Annotated in this window: 21 protein-coding genes and 1 pseudogene; 18 read left to right on the top strand and 4 right to left on the bottom strand. The window is 70.5% G+C overall.

The window, feature by feature from the left end:
- The first annotated feature begins 74 nt into the window (after window positions 1-74).
- From ACIQ6R_RS12965 to ACIQ6R_RS12985, 5 genes are all read left to right on the top strand, one after another.
- On the top strand, window positions 75-1,175 hold the full coding sequence (locus tag ACIQ6R_RS12965) for a MerR family transcriptional regulator (protein WP_404220857.1): 1,101 nt from the start codon (window positions 75-77) through the stop codon (window positions 1,173-1,175).
- Between the two features lie 254 nt (window positions 1,176-1,429).
- Window positions 1,430-2,467: a LacI family DNA-binding transcriptional regulator gene (locus ACIQ6R_RS12970; RefSeq protein ID WP_404220859.1), complete on the top strand. Its 1,038-nt coding sequence runs from the start codon at window positions 1,430-1,432 to the stop codon at window positions 2,465-2,467.
- A 329-nt stretch (window positions 2,468-2,796) separates the two neighbouring features.
- Complete coding sequence (locus ACIQ6R_RS12975; protein ID WP_404220862.1) at window positions 2,797-3,942, top strand: cellulose binding domain-containing protein; 1,146 nt, start codon at window positions 2,797-2,799, stop codon at window positions 3,940-3,942.
- A gap of 168 nt (window positions 3,943-4,110) precedes the next feature.
- Window positions 4,111-5,208, top strand: coding sequence for a lytic polysaccharide monooxygenase (locus ACIQ6R_RS12980; protein ID WP_404220864.1), 1,098 nt, complete (start codon window positions 4,111-4,113; stop codon window positions 5,206-5,208).
- 143 nt (window positions 5,209-5,351) lie between these two features.
- Complete coding sequence (locus tag ACIQ6R_RS12985) at window positions 5,352-5,744, top strand: luciferase family protein (protein WP_404220866.1); 393 nt, start codon at window positions 5,352-5,354, stop codon at window positions 5,742-5,744.
- Window positions 5,745-5,795: 51 nt separating this feature from the next.
- On the opposite strand, the gene ACIQ6R_RS12990 is transcribed toward ACIQ6R_RS12985, so the two are convergent.
- Together ACIQ6R_RS12990 and ACIQ6R_RS12995 are read right to left on the bottom strand one after the other, a co-directional pair.
- Window positions 5,796-7,406, bottom strand: coding sequence for an MFS transporter (locus ACIQ6R_RS12990; protein WP_404220869.1), 1,611 nt, complete (start codon window positions 7,404-7,406; stop codon window positions 5,796-5,798).
- Window positions 7,407-7,533: 127 nt separating this feature from the next.
- On the bottom strand, window positions 7,534-8,007 hold the full coding sequence (locus tag ACIQ6R_RS12995; RefSeq protein ID WP_404220872.1) for a MarR family winged helix-turn-helix transcriptional regulator: 474 nt from the start codon (window positions 8,005-8,007) through the stop codon (window positions 7,534-7,536).
- An 86-nt stretch (window positions 8,008-8,093) separates the two neighbouring features.
- On the opposite strand from ACIQ6R_RS12995, the pseudogene ACIQ6R_RS13000 reads away from it, so the two are divergent.
- A pseudogene (locus ACIQ6R_RS13000) lies at window positions 8,094-8,378 on the top strand (DUF779 domain-containing protein); the annotation flags it as partial.
- A gap of 41 nt (window positions 8,379-8,419) precedes the next feature.
- On the top strand, window positions 8,420-10,093 hold the full coding sequence (locus ACIQ6R_RS13005) for a recombinase family protein (RefSeq protein ID WP_404220874.1): 1,674 nt from the start codon (window positions 8,420-8,422) through the stop codon (window positions 10,091-10,093).
- On the opposite strand, the gene ACIQ6R_RS13010 is transcribed toward ACIQ6R_RS13005, so the two are convergent.
- On the bottom strand, window positions 9,984-10,535 hold the full coding sequence (locus ACIQ6R_RS13010) for a hypothetical protein (RefSeq protein ID WP_404220877.1): 552 nt from the start codon (window positions 10,533-10,535) through the stop codon (window positions 9,984-9,986). The genes ACIQ6R_RS13005 and ACIQ6R_RS13010 overlap by 110 nt on opposite strands.
- 15 nt (window positions 10,536-10,550) lie before the next feature.
- Window positions 10,551-11,081, bottom strand: coding sequence for a helix-turn-helix domain-containing protein (locus ACIQ6R_RS13015; protein WP_404220879.1), 531 nt, complete (start codon window positions 11,079-11,081; stop codon window positions 10,551-10,553).
- 153 nt (window positions 11,082-11,234) lie between these two features.
- Here ACIQ6R_RS13015 and ACIQ6R_RS13020 point away from each other — a divergent pair, with 153 nt between their 5' ends.
- The 11 genes from ACIQ6R_RS13020 (at window position 11,235) to ACIQ6R_RS13070 (ending at window position 16,451) form a co-directional block, all read left to right on the top strand.
- Window positions 11,235-11,477, top strand: coding sequence for a helix-turn-helix domain-containing protein (locus ACIQ6R_RS13020; protein ID WP_404220881.1), 243 nt, complete (start codon window positions 11,235-11,237; stop codon window positions 11,475-11,477).
- Window positions 11,474-11,665: a hypothetical protein gene (locus ACIQ6R_RS13025; protein ID WP_404220883.1), complete on the top strand. Its 192-nt coding sequence runs from the start codon at window positions 11,474-11,476 to the stop codon at window positions 11,663-11,665. The genes ACIQ6R_RS13020 and ACIQ6R_RS13025 overlap by 4 nt, the downstream gene beginning before the upstream one ends.
- A gap of 88 nt (window positions 11,666-11,753) precedes the next feature.
- Window positions 11,754-12,122, top strand: a complete 369-nt coding sequence (locus ACIQ6R_RS13030; protein ID WP_404220885.1) for a hypothetical protein — start codon at window positions 11,754-11,756, stop codon at window positions 12,120-12,122.
- Complete coding sequence (locus ACIQ6R_RS13035; RefSeq protein ID WP_404220887.1) at window positions 12,119-12,484, top strand: hypothetical protein; 366 nt, start codon at window positions 12,119-12,121, stop codon at window positions 12,482-12,484. The genes ACIQ6R_RS13030 and ACIQ6R_RS13035 overlap by 4 nt, the downstream gene beginning before the upstream one ends.
- Window positions 12,481-13,395, top strand: a complete 915-nt coding sequence (locus ACIQ6R_RS13040) for a hypothetical protein (protein WP_404220889.1) — start codon at window positions 12,481-12,483, stop codon at window positions 13,393-13,395. Before ACIQ6R_RS13035 ends, ACIQ6R_RS13040 begins: the two co-directional genes overlap by 4 nt.
- Window positions 13,392-13,514 carry a hypothetical protein gene (locus ACIQ6R_RS13045; RefSeq protein WP_404220892.1) on the top strand — a complete coding sequence of 41 codons (123 nt, stop codon included), beginning with the start codon at window positions 13,392-13,394 and terminating at the stop codon, window positions 13,512-13,514. Before ACIQ6R_RS13040 ends, ACIQ6R_RS13045 begins: the two co-directional genes overlap by 4 nt.
- The gene (locus ACIQ6R_RS13050; protein ID WP_404220894.1) at window positions 13,511-13,891 is read left to right on the top strand and encodes a hypothetical protein; all 381 of its coding nucleotides are present in this window, start codon (window positions 13,511-13,513) and stop codon (window positions 13,889-13,891) included. The genes ACIQ6R_RS13045 and ACIQ6R_RS13050 overlap by 4 nt, the downstream gene beginning before the upstream one ends.
- On the top strand, window positions 13,888-14,385 hold the full coding sequence (locus ACIQ6R_RS13055) for a hypothetical protein (RefSeq protein WP_404220896.1): 498 nt from the start codon (window positions 13,888-13,890) through the stop codon (window positions 14,383-14,385). The genes ACIQ6R_RS13050 and ACIQ6R_RS13055 overlap by 4 nt, the downstream gene beginning before the upstream one ends.
- On the top strand, window positions 14,378-14,620 hold the full coding sequence (locus ACIQ6R_RS13060; protein ID WP_404220898.1) for a hypothetical protein: 243 nt from the start codon (window positions 14,378-14,380) through the stop codon (window positions 14,618-14,620). The genes ACIQ6R_RS13055 and ACIQ6R_RS13060 overlap by 8 nt, the downstream gene beginning before the upstream one ends.
- Window positions 14,617-15,666: a YqaJ viral recombinase family protein gene (locus tag ACIQ6R_RS13065; RefSeq protein WP_404220900.1), complete on the top strand. Its 1,050-nt coding sequence runs from the start codon at window positions 14,617-14,619 to the stop codon at window positions 15,664-15,666. The genes ACIQ6R_RS13060 and ACIQ6R_RS13065 overlap by 4 nt, the downstream gene beginning before the upstream one ends.
- Window positions 15,663-16,451 (top strand): ERF family protein, encoded by a 789-nt coding sequence (locus ACIQ6R_RS13070; RefSeq protein WP_404220902.1) that lies wholly within the window; start codon window positions 15,663-15,665, stop codon window positions 16,449-16,451. The genes ACIQ6R_RS13065 and ACIQ6R_RS13070 overlap by 4 nt, the downstream gene beginning before the upstream one ends.
- Window positions 16,452-16,470 lie beyond the last annotated feature (19 nt).

Genomic DNA, 16,470 nt, shown 5'->3' on the forward strand with positions numbered 1-16,470 from the left:
ACGCGGCACGGCAGGTACGGCGGTTTGACCCTCGACCTGGTGAAGGGCTCAGGGTTGCGGACGTGGAGAGCGAGATGCGCAGCATTGGGGAGATGGCCCGCGACAGCGGACTGGGCGTGAGCGCCCTGCGGTTCTACGACCGTGCCGGTGTGCTGGTCCCCGCCTGGGTGGATCCGGTGAGCGGCTACCGCTGGTACGCGCCCGATCAGCTCGACGAGGCCCGGCTGCTGGCCCGGCTGCGGAGGGCCGGCATGCCGCTGGCGGACATCCGGCTGGTGCTGGCCGGCTGGTCCAGTGCGGACACGGATCTGGTGCGCGGGCTCCTCCGGGCGCACCTGCGCCGCCTCGAACGCGGGCTGGCCGATGCCCGCAGCGAGTTCTCCACGCTCCGAACAACACTCGATCACCGGGAGAACCCCATGGCCGCCTCGCCGTCCACCGCCACCGTCCGCCTGTCCGTCCCCGCGTCGGAGTTGGCCGCCGCGCTGGACGCGGTCCGTTTCGCGGCCGGCTCCGACCCCGAACTTCCGATGCTCGGCGGAATCCTGTTCGACGTGGAGGGCGACGCGCTCCACCTCGTGGCCACCGACCGGTACCGGATGGCCGTCGCGCGCGCGAGTGCCGCCTCATCCGGCGGGCCGCGGGCACAGGTCATCGTGCCCGCCCCGCTCGCGGACGCGATGCGCGCGCTGCTGAGCGGCGACGAGCCCGTCGGCTTCGCCGTGGACGGTGACCGGGCGACGTTGGAGGCCGGGGACCGTCAGGCGGCCGGGCAGTGCCTCGCCTACGACTTCCCCGACTACCGCCGCCTCGTCCACCTGCCCTCAGGACGGCGTGCCCTCATCGACGTGCCCGCCTTCCGGAAGGCATTGGAGACCGGTCCCGTCCGTGCGAGCGAGGCGCGTGAGGGCGAGGGAGTCGAATCGGGCGGTGCTTCGCACGACCTCAGCGTGCTCCGGGTGGTCGACGACGGCACGGTGGCCGTCTGCGAGGAGGGTGACGACGACCCGGACGACGTCGCCGTCAACCGCCGGTTCCTGCTGGACGCGCTCGCCGCCGGGGGCCGGGACCGGCTGGTCCTGGAGTTCGGCGCCCCCACCGCCCCCCTCGCGATCCGCCGGGCGGACGACGAGACGGCGTTCTCACTGCTGATGCCGGTACGCCTGGACCGCTGACGGCGGGGCGACGTCGCCACCGGCCGTTCGATCCGCGGCGTGGGCGGTGGACGCGCTCCCGGCCGGCCGACGCTCCGTTGTGAGCGGCGTGCGGGCGGCGGCGGGCACCGTCGGGGCGTTCCAGGCCCCGACGGTGCCCGCCGAACCCCGCCGAACCCCGTCGATCTCGCGCCGCCCCCGCGATCTGCCCGCCGAGCCGAGCAGATCGCCGTAGTATCGGACGATCTCACGGGGAGGCGGACGGGGAGGCGGACATGGGCAGGCAGCGTCCCGGTACGCCGACGCTGGAGGAGGTGGCCGCCCGCGCCGGTGTCGGGCGGGGCACCGTCTCGAGGGTCGTCAACAACGCGGTCGGCGTACGGGACTCGACGCGCCGTGCCGTGCAGCAGGCCATCGCCGAACTGGGGTACGTCCCTAATCTGGCGGCACGTTCCCTGGCCGGGCACCGCGCGGACGCCATCGCGCTGGTCATGACGGAGCCGGACTGGCGGCTGTTCGGGGAGCCGTTCTTCACCGAGATCGTCCATGCGGTCGGCGACGCCCTCACCGACACCCCGGTGCAGTTGCTGCTCACCCTCGTCCGCACGGACACCGAGCGGCAGCGCTTCGTGGAGTACGCGCGCGGCGGCCGGGTCGACGGCGTGCTGCTGATGTCCGTGCACGCCGAGGACCCGCTGCCCGACATGCTCGCCAAGGCCGGGCTGCCCACCGTCATGCTGGGGCGGCGTTCCGGCGACGAGAGCGTCACCTACGTCGACGCCGACAACACCGGCGGCGCGCGCGGCGCGGTCACGCACCTGCTGAACGGCGGTCGGAGCGCGATCGGGGCCATCAGCGGTCCGCTCGACATGTACGTCGCCCAGTGCCGGTTGCGCGGATACCGCGAGGCCCTGGAAGAGGCGGGCGTCGAGGTCAGGTCCTCGCTGGTCGTCGAGTGCGGCGACTTCACGGAGGAGAGCGGGCTCCGGGCGGCGACCGATCTGATCGCACGTCACCCGGAGCTGGACGCGGTCTTCGCCGCCTCGGACACCATGGCCGCCGGGGCGCTGCACGCGCTGCGCGCTGCGGGCCGGCGGGTGCCGCAGGACGTCGCGGTGATCGGTTTCGACGACTTCCAGCCGGCCCGGCCCACGGATCCGCCGTTGACGACGGTCCGGCAGCCGTTGGAGGAGATCGGCCGGACGATGGTGCGGCTGCTGCTGGAGGAGATGGAGGACTCGTCGGAGGACTCCCCCGTCGCCTGGCGGCACGTCATCCTCCGCACGGAACTGGTACTCCGGGACTCGGCCTGACCGCCTGGCTGTTTGACTCCTGACCGCCTGACCGCCTGACCGCCTGATCGTTCTGACTGCCTGATCGTCCTGACGGCCCGACGGCCCGACGGCCCGACGGCCCGACGGCCCGACCGGAGTGTCCGTCGGGAGCGCTCCCGGCCTCGCGTCTCCCACCTGGGACTTCGAGATTTCTTCGACAACTCCCGCGCGCACAGCCTTGTCAGAAGCATGAACCGCTTCTACAGTCACCCGCAACCGGCAAGTGGGAGCGCTCCCATCAGTGGGGAGTTGGGAGCGCTCCCGCGCCGGCCCCTCCCTTCCCCCCGCACCCTCCGGAGAGACCCCCCATGAGACCGTCACGGCCCCAAGTGCGCAACCCGCGCGGCCTCTTAGGCGCGCTGCTCGCGACCCTCGCGGTCTTCGCGTCACTCATGACCGCGGCGGCGCCCGCCCAGGCTGCCACCACGATCTGCGAACCGTTCGGGACGACGACGATCCAGGGACGGTACGTCGTCCAGAACAACCGCTGGGGTTCCAGCGCGACCCAGTGCGTCACCGCCACCGACACCGGATTCCGCGTCAGCCAGGCCGACGGCTCAGTGCCGACCAACGGGGCGCCGAAGTCCTACCCGTCGGTCTTCAACGGCTGCCACTACACGAACTGTTCACCGGGCACCAATCTCCCCGCCCGACTCGACACCATCTCCGAGGCGCCCTCCGGCATCTCGTACGGCTTTGTCGGCGACGCCGTCTACAACGCCTCGTACGACATCTGGCTGGACCCGACCCCGCGGACCGACGGAGTGAACCAGACCGAGATCATGATCTGGTTCAACAGGGTGGGCCCGATCCAGCCCATCGGCTCCCAGGTCGGCACGGCCGCGGTGGGCGGACGGACCTGGGAGGTGTGGACCGGCAGCAACGGCTCCAACGACGTACTGTCCTTCGTCGCCCCCTCCGCCGTCACCGACTGGAGCTTCGACGTCATGGACTTCGTCCGGGCGACCGTCGCACGTGGACTCGCCGAGGCGGACTGGTACCTGACGAGCGTTCAGGCCGGTTTCGAGCCGTGGCAGAACGGCGCCGGGCTGGCCGTCAACTCCTTCTCGTCCACCGTCGAGACCGGCGACGCCCCGGGCGACCCCGATCCCGACCCCGGCAACCCCGGCGACCCGGCGGTGTGCGAGGTGACGTACGGCACGAACGTCTGGCAGAACGGCTTCACCGCGGACGTCACCGTCACCAACACCGGCGCGGCCCCCGTCGACGGCTGGCAGCTCGCCTTCACCCTGCCCTCCGGCCAGCGGATCACCAACGCCTGGAACGCCTCCGTCACCCCGTCCACCGGCGCGGTCACGGCGACGGGCGTGGGGCACAACACCCGGATCGCTCCCGGCGGCAGCCAGACGTTCGGCTTCCAGGGCACCTACAACGGCGCGTTCGCCGAGCCGGTCGGGTTTCGCCTGAACGACGCCGCCTGCACCACGGCATAGCGGCCGCGCACGGCCCACCGCTCCCTCGCCCGTCCGGTCGACCCGCACTCCCCGGACGGGCGAGGGCTCCAAGATTGTCATGGCCTGATCAGCACCATGGACTGATCAACAGCAGACGGAAGAACCAGAGGACCCGAAGACCCAGCACCCGGAAACAGGAGACCCCCTATGGCTCGACGCAGCAGATACATCTCTCTCGCGGCGGTACTGGCCACCCTGCTCGGCGCGCTCGGCGTGACCTTCCTGCTCGGGCAGGGACGGGCCGACGCGCACGGCGTGGCGATGATGCCGGGCTCACGCACCTATCTCTGCCAGTTGGACGCCAAGACCGGCACCGGCGCCCTGGACCCGACGAACCCGGCCTGTCAGAACGCCCTCGACCAAAGCGGCGCGACGGCGATGTACAACTGGTTCGCCGTGCTCGACTCCAACGCGGGCGGGCGCGGCGCCGGTTATGTGCCGGACGGCACCCTGTGCAGCGCCGGCGACCGGTCACCGTACGACTTCTCCGCCTACAACGCCGCCCGCGCCGACTGGCCCCGGACGCATCTGACGTCCGGCTCGACGATCCAGGTGAACTACAGCAACTGGGCGGCCCACCCGGGCGACTTCCGGGTCTATCTGACCAAGCCGGGCTGGTCGCCCACGTCCGAGCTGGGCTGGGACGACCTGGAGCTGATCCAGACGGTGACCGACCCGCCCCAGCGCGGCTCCGCGGGTGCGGACGGGGGCCACTACTACTGGGATCTGGCACTGCCCTCGGGCCGCTCGGGAGACGCGCTGATCTTCATGCAGTGGGTGCGTTCGGACAGCCAGGAGAACTTCTTCTCCTGCTCGGACATCGTCTTCGACGGCGGCAACGGCGAGGTGACCGGCATCGGTGACTCGGGCGGCACCCCGACGCCGACCCAGCCTCCGACGACCGAGCCTCCGACGACCCCGCCGCCCACTCACTCCGGTTCCTGCATGGCCGTCTACAACGTGGAGAACTCCTGGAGCGGCGGCTTCCAGGGCTCCGTCGAGGTGATGAACCACAGTTCGGAGCCGCTGAACGGCTGGGCCGTGCAGTGGCGGCCGGGCAGCGGGACCACGCTCGGCGGTGTGTGGAACGGTTCGCTGTCCAGCGGCGCGGACGGATCGGTCACGGTCCGGAACGTGGACCACAACCGCGTCATTCCACCGGACGGCAGCGTGACCTTCGGCTTCACCGCCACATCCACGGGCAACGACTTCCCCGTGGGGACGATCGGCTGCGTGGCGCCGTAGCGCGACCTGGGGAGGCGCCGAGCGACCGGGCGCGGTGCCTCCCCCGGCTCACCGTGCGTGCTCCGGACGGCTCCGACCTCACGTGCCGGTTACAAATCGCTCAACCTCTGGTTGCGAGGCGGTGATCGGGCGACGATGGGGCCATGACTCTGGCCCAGCGCGCCCTTGAGCGGCTGCAAGCCTGGCCCGACCTCATCGCGGGTCCGGCCAGTTGCGGAACCGGACGGGCGTTGCGCTCCGTCCGTGACGAGATCGTCCACTTCCACTCGGACCGGGACGTGGACCTCCACCTCACCCACCGGGCCATCCAGCGTTTCCAGTACGACCTGGGCGGCTCCAGTGCCATCCGCATGGTCCCCGGCTCCCGGTGGGTGACCGTGCACCTGGACTGCGACGCGGACGTCGACCTGCTGCTGAGCCTGGTGAGCATCGCGCTGAAGGCGCATCAGACGCGCCCCCCGACGGACCTGCCCTCGAAGTGCAACTTCCACCGTGTCACGGTGCTCCCCCGCACCACGGCGGCCGGCGAGCTCTGAGCCGCGCCGACGGCGGTGCCCCGCGCCTGAGGGGCACCGCCGCTCACGGCCTCAGTGGTCCGCCGGCTGCTCCGCACCGCGCCGGATACCGGTCGCGGCGAGGACCGCGCCGAGCACGCAGAGGACACCGGTGACGATCACGGCCACGTGGACGCCGTTCATGAAGGCCTGCCCGCTGCCCTCCACCACGGCGGCCCGCAGGCCGGCCGACATGTCGCCGGTGACGGGCGCCACGCCCATCGCCACGGCGTCCTTGGCCTCCCGCAGACCGTTGGCCATGGCCGGGGGCACCCCCGCGCCGGTCAGCTCCCCGGTGAGTGTGGAACCGACTTTGCCGCTGATCAGGGAGACCAGCACGGACGTGCCGAGCGCGCCGCCGATCTGCAGGGTCGTCGCCTGCAGACCCCCGGCCACACCGCCGTCCCGGACGGGGGCGTTGCCGACGATCGCGTCGGAGGAGGCGGACATCACCATGCCGACGCCGAGGCCGAGCGCGATGAACGGCGGCCACATCGTGGCGTAGGAGGAGTCGGTCTGCCAGGTGAGCATGCCGAAGCAGGAGGCCGCCTGGAGCAGCATGCCCAGCGGCATCGTCAGCCGGGGCCCGTAGCGCTGGGTCAGGGCCGCGCCCAGCGGGGAGGCGACCAGTGAGGCGAGGCTGAGCGGAAGCGTCCGCACGCCCGCCTCGACCGGTGTGAAGCCGCGCACGTTCTGCAGGTAGAGCATGACGAAGAAGATCACGCCGAGCATCACGAAGAAGTTCAGGGCGGTGATGATCGCGCCGACGGTCAGCGCTCGGCTGCGGAACAGGCGCATCGGCAGCAGCGGGTGCTCGACGCGGGTCTCGTACCAGCCGAACACGAGCAGGAGCAGCAGACCCGCGGCGACGGAGCCCAGGGTACCGGCGGAGGTCCAGCCCCAGGTCTCGCCCTTGACGACGCCGAAGACCACGGCCGGCAGGCCGAGGGCGAGCAGGACGAGGCCGGGGATGTCGAAGCGTTCCCGTCCGCCGGCGTTGCGGCTCTCCGGGAGGACCAGGATGCCGAAGACGATGGCGAGGACGCCGATGGGGGCGTTGATGTAGAAGACGGACTCCCAGTCGACGTGCTCCACGAGGAGGCCGCCGACGATGGGCCCGAGGGCCGTGGCGACCGCGGAGACCATGGCCCAGATGCCCACGGCCATGCCGAACTTCCTCGGCGGGAACACGGAGCGGAGCAGGCCGAGGGTGTTGGGCATCAGCAGTCCGCCGAAGACGCCCTGGAGGGCGCGGAAGGCGACCACGCCCTCGATCGAGGAGGACAGGCCGATGGCCACCGAGGCGAGGGTGAAACCGGCGACGCCCGCGAGGTAGTAGGTGCGCCGGCCGAAACGGTCACCGAGCTTGCCGCCCAGGATGAGGGTGGCGGCGAGCGCGAGCAGGTAGGAGTTGGTCACCCACTGCAGCTCGGCGGTCGACGCGTGCAGGTCGCTGCCGATCGCGGGGTTGGCGATGGCGACGACGGAGCCGTCGAGCTGGACCATGAACAGTCCGAACGCGACGGCGAGGAGGGTCAGCCACGGATTGGACCGCGCGGACCGCTTGGACCGCGGGCGGCCGGCCGCCGGTGGGGCGGTCTCGGCCGCGGGCGTGGTGGAGTGATCCACGGACGTGGACGGCATGGATGAGCCTTCTCTTCCAGGTTCAGGGGGTGTCGCGAGGGGGCGGTGCGGCTCGCGGGCGCACGGCGGGCCGGCCCGGGCACGACGGTGTGCCCACGGCCGGCGGGGGTGCCTGATACCCGCCCGGTCAGCGGGCGGCGGGGTGAAGGTGCCGCGTCAGCGCGTCGAGGGCGTCCAGGGCAGAGCCGAGCGCGCCCTGCTGGCCCTCGGTGAGGGAGGTCAGGGCCTGGCGGATGAACGCGGTCTCCAGTTCCCGCACCTCGGACACCCGCTCACGGGCCATCGCCGTGAGGTGGAGGTGGGCGACCCGCTTGTCGGCGCTGTCCTGCCTGCGCTCCAGGTCACCCTGCTCGGTGAGCTGGGAGACCAGGGCGCTGACGTTGTTCGGCTTCATCAGCAGGGCCTCGGCCGCCTCGCGCACCGTGGCGCCCTCGTGCTGGGCGACGAACCGCAGCAGCGCGAGCTGGCCCTCCGGGGGCTTGGGATGCGGGTACCGGGCGGCGACCTGTCGGTCCAGCGCCCGGTGCAGCGCGGGAAGGCACGCCGCGAGCCCGGAGGCCACACGGTCGATGTCCCGGCGAGGGGTGCTGGAGTCGGTCACCCGGACACAATAGATATGGCTAGATAGGTATGTCAAAAGAGGTAAAGCCGCCCGCGCAACCTTCCCGCAACCTTCCCCGTGCTGGCATGCACGGTATGCGCGACACAACGCACGACACGTACGAGGAGACTCCCCGCGTCGAGCTCACCCCCGAGGCCGCCGCACTGCTGCGCCGGCTCCGCGAGGCGCACGGCCCGCTGATGTTCCACCAGTCCGGCGGCTGCTGCGACGGCAGCGCCCCCATGTGCTACCCGGCCGGCGAGTTCCGCACCGGGGCCGCAGACGTCCTGCTCGGGGAGCTGTTCGTCGAGGGTGTCACGGAGCCGGTGCCGTTCTGGATGTCCCGCAGCCAGTACGAGGTGTGGAGTCACAATCCTGCTTACGGATGGCACTACTTCGCTAGCATGACCGCATGTCCTACGCGCCCGAATACCTCCACCTGGTCATCCCTGGCGTCGTCTTCGAAGCTCTGCTCTACGGCCGCAACTCGGACGACGCCATGGGCACCGGCAGTTCTGTCGGCGACCAGCTCGCCACCGGGCGCGCACTGTGCGACAGGCACGGCTGGAAGGCCCGCCGCGAGTTCAAAGACACGGACATCTCCGCCAGCCGCCACGGCCGCAAGCCACGCGACGACTTCGAAGCGCTGCTCACCTACATCAGGGAAGAGCCGACTCCCCCAGGGGTGAGACGGATCGCCGTCGCGTTTGAAGCCTCCCGCTACTACCGCGACCTCGAAGCCTACGTGCGGCTGCGCGCCGCCTGCATGGCCACCGACACGCTGCTCTGCTACAACGGCCAGGTCTTCGACCTCAGCAAGAGGGAGGACCGGAAGGCCACCGCGCAGGACGCCATCGCCGCCGAGGATGAAGCCGAAGGGATCCACGCCCGGAACCTGCGAACCGCCAACTCCCAGGCGCAGGCAGGAATGCCCCACGGCAAGGCGATCTACGGGTACACGCGGACGTACGACATGGTCAACGGACGCAAGCGCTGCACTGGGCAGGAGGAAGACACTCGCGGCCCTTACGTGCTGGAGATGCTGCAACGCCTGGACGCCGGCCACACGCTCGGCTCGGTGAAGCGCTGGCTCAAGTCGGACCCGAACGCTGCACGGCTGAACGGAAGTCCGTGGGCGGAAGACCTGATCCGCATGACGGTCCTGAACCGCGCCTACCTCGGCGAGCGCCTCCATCGAGGCGAGTACATCAAGGCAGTCTGGGCCCCGCTCAAAGGGCTGGAGACGCCCCAGGGCCGGGCCATGTTCTTCCGTGTCACGGCAAAGCTCACCGACCCCACCCGTACGATGCACCGCGGCACCGAGGTCCAGCACCTGATGTCGTACCTCGGCCTGTGCGGCGAGTGTGGTGACCACTCGTGGCTGCGCTACCTGACGACGACCGGCCGGCGGAAGAACCCGACGCTGGCCTGCACGGCGAAGTACGACACGTCCATCGTCGAGCACCTCTTGAACGCCTATGTAGAAGAGGCGGTTCTGGAGTGGTTCGGAAACAAGCAGAAGGCCCGCGCCGCCCTCGTCCCAGCGGACGACAAGGTCGAGGAGACGGTGGCCGCCGCACAAAAGCTGATCAACTCTTACGAGGAGCAGCTGGCCGAGGCGCGGAAACTCGCCCAGACCTTCGACGAGAAGACCGGCCGCTTCAAGCTGTCGGCCATGTCCCTGTCGGGGATCGAAGCGCAGGTCGAGCCGAGGCTGGAGGCGGAGCGGAAGAAGCTACAGAGCACCACGGGCACCTCGCCGCTGCTGCTGCGGATGCTGAACGAGGACCCGGAGAGCGTGTGGAACGGCCGCCCGGCGTCGGAGAACCGGCCGGAGGCGCCAGGGCTGACGCTGGAGCAGAAGCGGGAGGTCATCCAGAGCGTGGTGACCGTGCGCCTGTACAAGGCGAAGACGCCCGGCGAACGCAAGTTGAAGCCGGGACGCATTCGTCTGTCGTGGGTGGGCGAGCCGGGGTTCAGGGCCCGCCCACTCCGTGCTCCCGCGACCGCTCCGCTTCCGGGGCCGCGGGCTGCTTCTTCGGGAACGTCAGCAGGTTCCCGCGGACGGGCTGCTGGCGCTTCTTGAAGACGCCGGCGCGTTCCATCTCGGCGCCGGTCTGGAAGGCTTCAGACAGCTCTTTGGCGCGGGTGTTGGCGAACTCGGCCTGGAGCTTCTCGCGTTCGGCCTTCAGGATGGCCCTGTTGCGGGCTCGTTCGGCGGCACGCTCCTGTCGGAGGCGGCCCATCTCGTTCATCTGAGCAGCCTGAGCCGCGATCATGCGGGTTCGCTCGGCCTGGGCTTCGCGCTGGGTGGCAGCCAGGATGCGCCGCTCGTCGCGGGTGTCGCACACCCAGCGCCGAACGAAGATGAGGATGGCCAGGGTAAGGCCGACCATTACGAGGCAGGCCCCGCCGATGGAGCCTGCCGCGTTGTGAGCTGAGGCGCTTCGGATGATCACGGCGAATCCTGAGATCAGGATTCCTGCGGCAGTTGCGACTGCGGCCTTGCTGTTAGCCGTGAGACCCATGCATACCCCCGGGTGTTACGCCTGTGCTGTCGCGTCTCCGGGGTCGCTTTCGTCGGCTTCGTCGGTGGTGAGCTTGTCGACGACGGCGAAGAACGTGAAGCGTCCTACGTCATCGAGGATGCCCCACTGATCGGCGACCTCCTCCGGAGTGAGATTTGAGCCTACCTGTGACCGATCTGTTTCGGACAGTGCTTGTTGAGACTCCAGGTACTCAGGGGGCACGATCTCGGCGGCGACAAGGAGTTCGACGGGGTCCAGTCCCAGCGCCTTGGCCAGGGCGGGAAAGAACTTGACGTGCGGGACCGTCTCCCCGCGTAGGAGCCGCGAGACCGTGGTCTTGTTGATGCCGGTGGCGGCCACGAGTTTCTGCTGCGCGCCGTACGCCGTGTAGCCGGCGCGTTCGAGGGCGGGGAAGACGAGCGCGAAGAACCGCTCCTCGCGCGACGTGGGGGCATCCGTCATGTCCCGGAACTTTACTTCCCTGGAGAGGGAATAGTCGACGCTTCCCTCTCGCGGGAAAGCGGCGATCCGGCCACTGACCTGCATTAACACAGGTCATCCGTTCGTTCGAACGCGCGTGCGAGCGCAATTTCATCCTTCCCGCTCGCGCACATTCCCTTGCCAGAGAGGGAATGTCTGTGGTCTAGTTTCCCTCAACAGGGAAACCACCCCGCTACCTGCGAAGGGAGGGACATCCACGTGTACCGACTCAACGTCGCCCGCATCCTCGAAGCCGCACAGAAGCGCGGCGACCGCACCGCCTACGCCATCGCCAAGCGCGCCGGCGTCAGCGTCTCCTCGGCATATCGATACGTCGACGGGTCTGCGCAACCTGACCTGAACTCGGCGCTTCGCCTCGCCGAGGCATATGACCTGGACATTCGCACCTTCATGGAGCGCGTCGACGACGAGGAAGACGAGCCCGCCGGAGTCGCCGCATGACCCGCGAAGAGCGTCACGCACTCCTCGGCCCCGACGTCCTCGCGGAGATCCGCCAGCGCGTCGCCGAGGCCCCGGAGCCGAGCGACGAGGTCGTGGAGAAGCTCCGCCGGATCATGACGCAGCCCGCTGGCCTCGTGCCGCAGGCCGCGCCCGTGCGGGAGATCCCGCCGGCGGCGAAGGCCGCCTGACCCCCTCAACGCCGAAGGGCCGCTCCGACTGCCAGGCCCGAGCAGCCCCCGACTCGGCGACCATCACCATCCTGAAAGTGAGGCCCCCGTGGCCACAGAGATTACCTTCCGCCCCGGCATCGACGGCATCATGACCGCTCTCGCCGTGGCCGAGCAGGTCGCCGCGACCGCTCCTGCCGTTCCGACGAGCGTCCAGGTCAACGACGGCCACTTCGACTACGTCCCCGGGACGTTCGAGCGGCCGATGGGCGTCCTCTTCTACTTCCACCGCAACGCCGAGAACGTCCAGGCGTTCGCCGAGGCATTCGCCCTCGACGTCCAGAACCGCGACCACGACGGCACCACCACCTATGTCTACGCGGAGGGCGCTCTCAACGGCGTGCCGTTCCGCGCCTGGACGCTTCAGGACGTCGAGACGCCGGCCGCCTCCGAGGAGTCCTCGGCGGTGGCGGCATGAAGAAGCCCGCGAAGACCAACGGCCGACTCGTCATCACTCCGCCCGTCAGCCCCTTCTGGTCCGCCTCGGACTACGCGCACGAGACCGAGATCATGCGCTCCACGGTCTGGCCCGCCGTTCAGAAGCTCCTTGCGGAGAACTGGCCCGGCTTCAGCGCCGCGTTCACGGCCGACGACATCACCCTCTGCACGCACTGCCGCTCGGAGTTCGAGGCGCTGACCGCCGACGAGGCGGCCGACGGCTCGACGAACCAGGACGAGCACAGCGTCGAGGGCGAGCCGGTGTGCCGCTACGCGGCGATCGCTGAGTTCCGTGCCGAGCGCGGTATCCCGGCGCTGGCCGAGACGGGCGGTGTGGCATGAGTGCCCCGCTGGTGGTGAACACCCGCGACGGCGCCTGCTGGACGCGTCGCACGGTGACGCCGGGCGGGATCGCCTTGTACGCGCCGGAGGCCGTGAAGACGTGTCCGGAGTTCGTGATGGCGACGCTGGAGGATCTGGCGGCGCACGGGATCCAGGGCTCGGCGGACGCACTGCCGATGCCGGTGGGCCCGGTCCCCATGGTGTCCGAGGAGGAGCTGGACGCGGCGTTCAATGAGCTGAGGGCGTCCCTCCGTCTGCGGTTGGCGCTGGCGTCGGCGCAGCGTGGCCGTCGGGAGTTGCGGGCCGAGCTGCACACCGCTCAGGCCCACGGCCGGACGTTCCTGGAGCAGCGCAACGCTCACGCGAAGGAGCTGTTGGAGCTGCGGGCCCGGCTGAGCGCCGCTCCGTCCAAGCTCTCCGCAGAACAGCGCGACGCCATCGTTCGGCACCTAGGTGAGGCCAAGCCCGCCACGGACTCGCTGATCGTCGGTCTCGCCAAGACCGTCCAGGACCGGCGCGAGCACGAGCACCCGACGTGGGAGGACTTGTACTGCCTCAACCTCGTGTCTTGGGCGGGCGAGCGGATGGGGCCGGTGCTGCGCCGCCTGCTGGACGCCGAGGCTCGCGTCGCCGAGCTGGAGGCCGCGCAGGGCACCGTCTACCGCGCCTCGCACGACTCGATCCCCATGGGCCTGTACCGCACGGCCGCCGAGGCCCGGAAGCACTGCGAGACGGACGAGCGCCGCTCGTGGCTGACCGGGACCACCCTCTCCTTCGACTGGATCGAGGACGAGGAGGACGGCGTCGCCGAGCTGGTGGCCACCGCCGGACAGAACGAGGAGTCCACCACCAACTACGTGGTGGAGGCCCTGGAGGTCGCCTCCGAGTACGACCCGGAGGCCGACGAGTGAACGTCATCGAGTGGCTCGTCTGGCTGACCGTCGCCGGTCTCGTCTGGGTCGCGTTCTGCGCGAGCGACCTCCCCTCTCTCCTCTCCCACCTGATCCACCGCCACGGGGGTGCCCGTTGAACCGCATCCGTCTCATCCTCCACCGCCTGTTCCGGCGGCCGGCCATCACCGGACCCACCCGGATCTACGTCCGCCGCATCCCCACCGGCGTGATGCTCGACCTGGAGCACTTCCTCACCGACCGGCTCACCGCGATCGCCGACGACCCGGACCTGCTGGCGCTGCTGCTGGAGGTTTCCGACCAGCGCGGCACAGCCAGCGGGTACGACGGGCACGCACCGGAGCAGCTGCTCATGGAGCGGCTCCTCGACGGGGTTGGGTTCGAGGTTCCGGTGTACGGCGACGCGGTGACCGCACTCGCTGAGCGCCTGCGGGCGTCGGCACCGGCTCCGGCCGTGATCATCCCGGGACAGCGTCGGGCGGGTGAGGCGGCATGAGCGCCGACTTCTTCCGCCCCGGCCGCACCTACGCCTACGACTCCACCGGCTTCACCGCGCCGGAACTCATCACCCTCTTCCGGGTCGTGGCCGACACCGCGCACCCGGACACCGGAAAGCGCATGGCGTTCGGCTGGCTGCGCGTCGGCGAGAACCAGGCGTGGTCGCCCTACGCCGAGCCCGCCGACGAGTGGCCCGCCTGCTGGACGGACGTCACCGCGAACTACGGAGGCCAGGAAGATGCGCCGCCGCCCACGCTGGCGGCGGACACCGCTCGCCGAGCCCACCTCCTCGCCGACATGACCAAGGTCGGCGGCCGGTGGAAGTCCGGCACCGTCGCCCACTGGTACGCGAACAACGGCTACACCGGGCTCGGCCTCCGCGCCGCACGCCACGACCTCGCCGTCCTCCGCGACTCCGGCGCCGTGGTGCAGCACGACGAGAAGGGCGTTCGGTACTTCACCGCGGCCCGCCCGGGGGTGCGCCGTGGCTGACCTCCTGACCCGCCGCCAGTACCTCTACGCCGCCGTCCAGCAGCACGGCCGCCCCGTCACCACCGCCCTCGCCGAGCAGCTCATGGCCGACAGCCCCTGGCCCACCGCCCGCCGCAACACGACGCGGAAAGACCTGCGCGGCCTCGCCCGACAGGGGCTCCTCGTCATCGGCCAGGGCCCCGAAGGCCGCACCACCTACCACCCGATCAGCACCACCGGAGAGGACCGCACGTGAGCACGACCGCGCATGCTGGGGCCGCCACGGCCCCGGCCGCCGGCCGACGGGTCACCCCCACCGGCCGCCTCATCCTCCCCGCCGACGCCGACCGCGAGAAGTGGCTCCAGGCCCGCCGCTCCGGCATCGGCTCCTCCGACATTGCCGCCATCCTCGGCATCAGCCGCTACGGCAACGCCCTCTCCGTCTGGCACGACAAGACCGGCGGCCTCCCCCTGGAGTCCGACGACAGCGAACCCGCCCTCTGGGGCCGCGCGTTCGAGGAGACCGTCGCCCGCGAGTGGGCCCGCCGCAACCGCAGCTACGTCCGCCGCGTCGGCCTCGTCCAGAACACCGACCGGCCCTGGCAGATGTGCACTCTCGACCGTCGCGTCCTGGAATGCCCCCTCGCCGACGGCGCCGAGAAGTGCGCGGTCGAGATCAAGTGCCGCGACAAGATGAAGGCCTCCCAGTTCCGCGCCGGAGTCGCCGACGACGTGCTGGTGCAGACCCTGCACCAGGCCGACACCTGCGGCTACGACCACATGCACGCCGCGGTCCTGATCGGCGGCAACGACTACCGGCAGTACGTCATCCGGGTCCGCGACCACGAGCAGCTGGTGGCCGACCTGCGGGCCGCCGGTGAGCGGGCGTGGCAGCAGATTACCGAGCGCCGCCCTCCGGTCCTCGCGCACGACGCCGACCCTGACGTCCTCCTCGACCTGTACGGCCGCCTCCACCCGGAGCGCGCCGGGGTCGTGGACATCACCCGCGACGTCGAGACCCAGGAAGCCGTCGACGAGTACCTCGACGCGCACCAGGACGTGGTGGCCGCCGAGAAGCGGAAGAAGGCCGCGAAGGCCCGGATCCTCGCTGGCCTGGCGGGAGCCGAAGCGGCCACGGTCCTCGACAAGGTCCACGTCTCGCTGGACGAGCGCACCAAGCGCACCCCCGACCTGGCCCGGCTCGCCGAGCGCTGGCCGGACGCGTACGCGGACTGCGTCGAGGACCGCACGCACTACCAGCTGAGCATCCCCCGCTCTGTCCGTGAGGAGCACGCCGCATGACCACGATCGCTGAGCGGGCCGCCGCAGCCGCCGGCCGCACCGCCGAGACCGACGACCTGGCGCTGCCGGACGAGTACGTCGACCAGGTTCCCGAGCAGGCCCCGGCGCCGGACCCGATGGCCGACTACGAGCCCGGCGAAGACGACCCCGACATGGTGCCCGTCCACATCGCCTGGCTCCGCGTCCGTCGCGAGATCCGCTCCATCGCCAAAGGCCAGAAGTACGAGGAAGGCCGCACCAAGTACAACTTCCGCGGCGCCGACGTCGTCGTCCAGCACTTCGGGCCCGTCACCCTCAAGCACGGCGTACACGTCCTGCCGGTGAACGTGGCGACGTCGTACGGCGGCAAGCAGACCAAGAGCGGCAGCATGATGCGCGAGTGCACCGTCACGGTCACCTGGCAGATCATGGGGCCCCTCGGCGACACCCTCACCCTGCAGACGGCGGGCGAGGCGCTGGACACCTCCGACAAGTCCACCACCAAGGCGCAGACGGTGGCCCTGCGGACGCTGCTCCTCACTGCCGGACTCGTCCCCACCGGGGACCGTGACCCGGACGCCGACCGCATCGAACGCGGCATGGACGCCCCCGCCCGGTCGGCCGAGTCGTACCGCGACGAGCTGCTCCACCCGAAGACCAGCCCGGGCCGGATCCAGCAGATCGGCTACGAGGTGTCCAACGCGCGGATGCTCGGCGCCCGCGTGCAGAACGAGACGGGTGAGTGGGAGACGCTCGGCGACCTCGGCCGACGGATCCACGGCGAGCGCACCGGCGGTGAGCAGTGAGCGCCCCTTGGCACGTCCA

Origin of the sequence: Streptomyces sp. NPDC096048, assembly GCF_044763415.1 — a bacterium.
In the GTDB taxonomy this organism is placed as follows: Bacteria; Actinomycetota; Actinomycetes; order Streptomycetales; family Streptomycetaceae; genus Streptomyces.

Excerpts from the sequence above, each read along its gene's own strand:
- ACIQ6R_RS12965 (WP_404220857.1), top strand. The coding sequence starts at position 75 with ATGCGCAGCATTGGGGAGATGGCCCGCGACAGCGGACTGGGCGTGAGC.
- ACIQ6R_RS12970 (WP_404220859.1), top strand. The coding sequence starts at position 1,430 with ATGGGCAGGCAGCGTCCCGGTACGCCGACGCTGGAGGAGGTGGCCGCC.
- ACIQ6R_RS12975 (WP_404220862.1), top strand. The coding sequence starts at position 2,797 with ATGAGACCGTCACGGCCCCAAGTGCGCAACCCGCGCGGCCTCTTAGGC.
- ACIQ6R_RS12980 (WP_404220864.1), top strand. The coding sequence starts at position 4,111 with ATGGCTCGACGCAGCAGATACATCTCTCTCGCGGCGGTACTGGCCACC.
- ACIQ6R_RS12985 (WP_404220866.1), top strand. The coding sequence starts at position 5,352 with ATGACTCTGGCCCAGCGCGCCCTTGAGCGGCTGCAAGCCTGGCCCGAC.
- ACIQ6R_RS12990 (WP_404220869.1), bottom strand. The coding sequence starts at position 7,406 with ATGCCGTCCACGTCCGTGGATCACTCCACCACGCCCGCGGCCGAGACC.
- ACIQ6R_RS13005 (WP_404220874.1), top strand. The coding sequence starts at position 8,420 with ATGTCCTACGCGCCCGAATACCTCCACCTGGTCATCCCTGGCGTCGTC.
- ACIQ6R_RS13010 (WP_404220877.1), bottom strand. The coding sequence starts at position 10,535 with ATGGGTCTCACGGCTAACAGCAAGGCCGCAGTCGCAACTGCCGCAGGA.
- ACIQ6R_RS13015 (WP_404220879.1), bottom strand. The coding sequence starts at position 11,081 with ATGCAGGTCAGTGGCCGGATCGCCGCTTTCCCGCGAGAGGGAAGCGTC.
- ACIQ6R_RS13025 (WP_404220883.1), top strand. The coding sequence starts at position 11,474 with ATGACCCGCGAAGAGCGTCACGCACTCCTCGGCCCCGACGTCCTCGCG.
- ACIQ6R_RS13035 (WP_404220887.1), top strand. The coding sequence starts at position 12,119 with ATGAAGAAGCCCGCGAAGACCAACGGCCGACTCGTCATCACTCCGCCC.
- ACIQ6R_RS13040 (WP_404220889.1), top strand. The coding sequence starts at position 12,481 with ATGAGTGCCCCGCTGGTGGTGAACACCCGCGACGGCGCCTGCTGGACG.
- ACIQ6R_RS13055 (WP_404220896.1), top strand. The coding sequence starts at position 13,888 with ATGAGCGCCGACTTCTTCCGCCCCGGCCGCACCTACGCCTACGACTCC.
- ACIQ6R_RS13070 (WP_404220902.1), top strand. The coding sequence starts at position 15,663 with ATGACCACGATCGCTGAGCGGGCCGCCGCAGCCGCCGGCCGCACCGCC.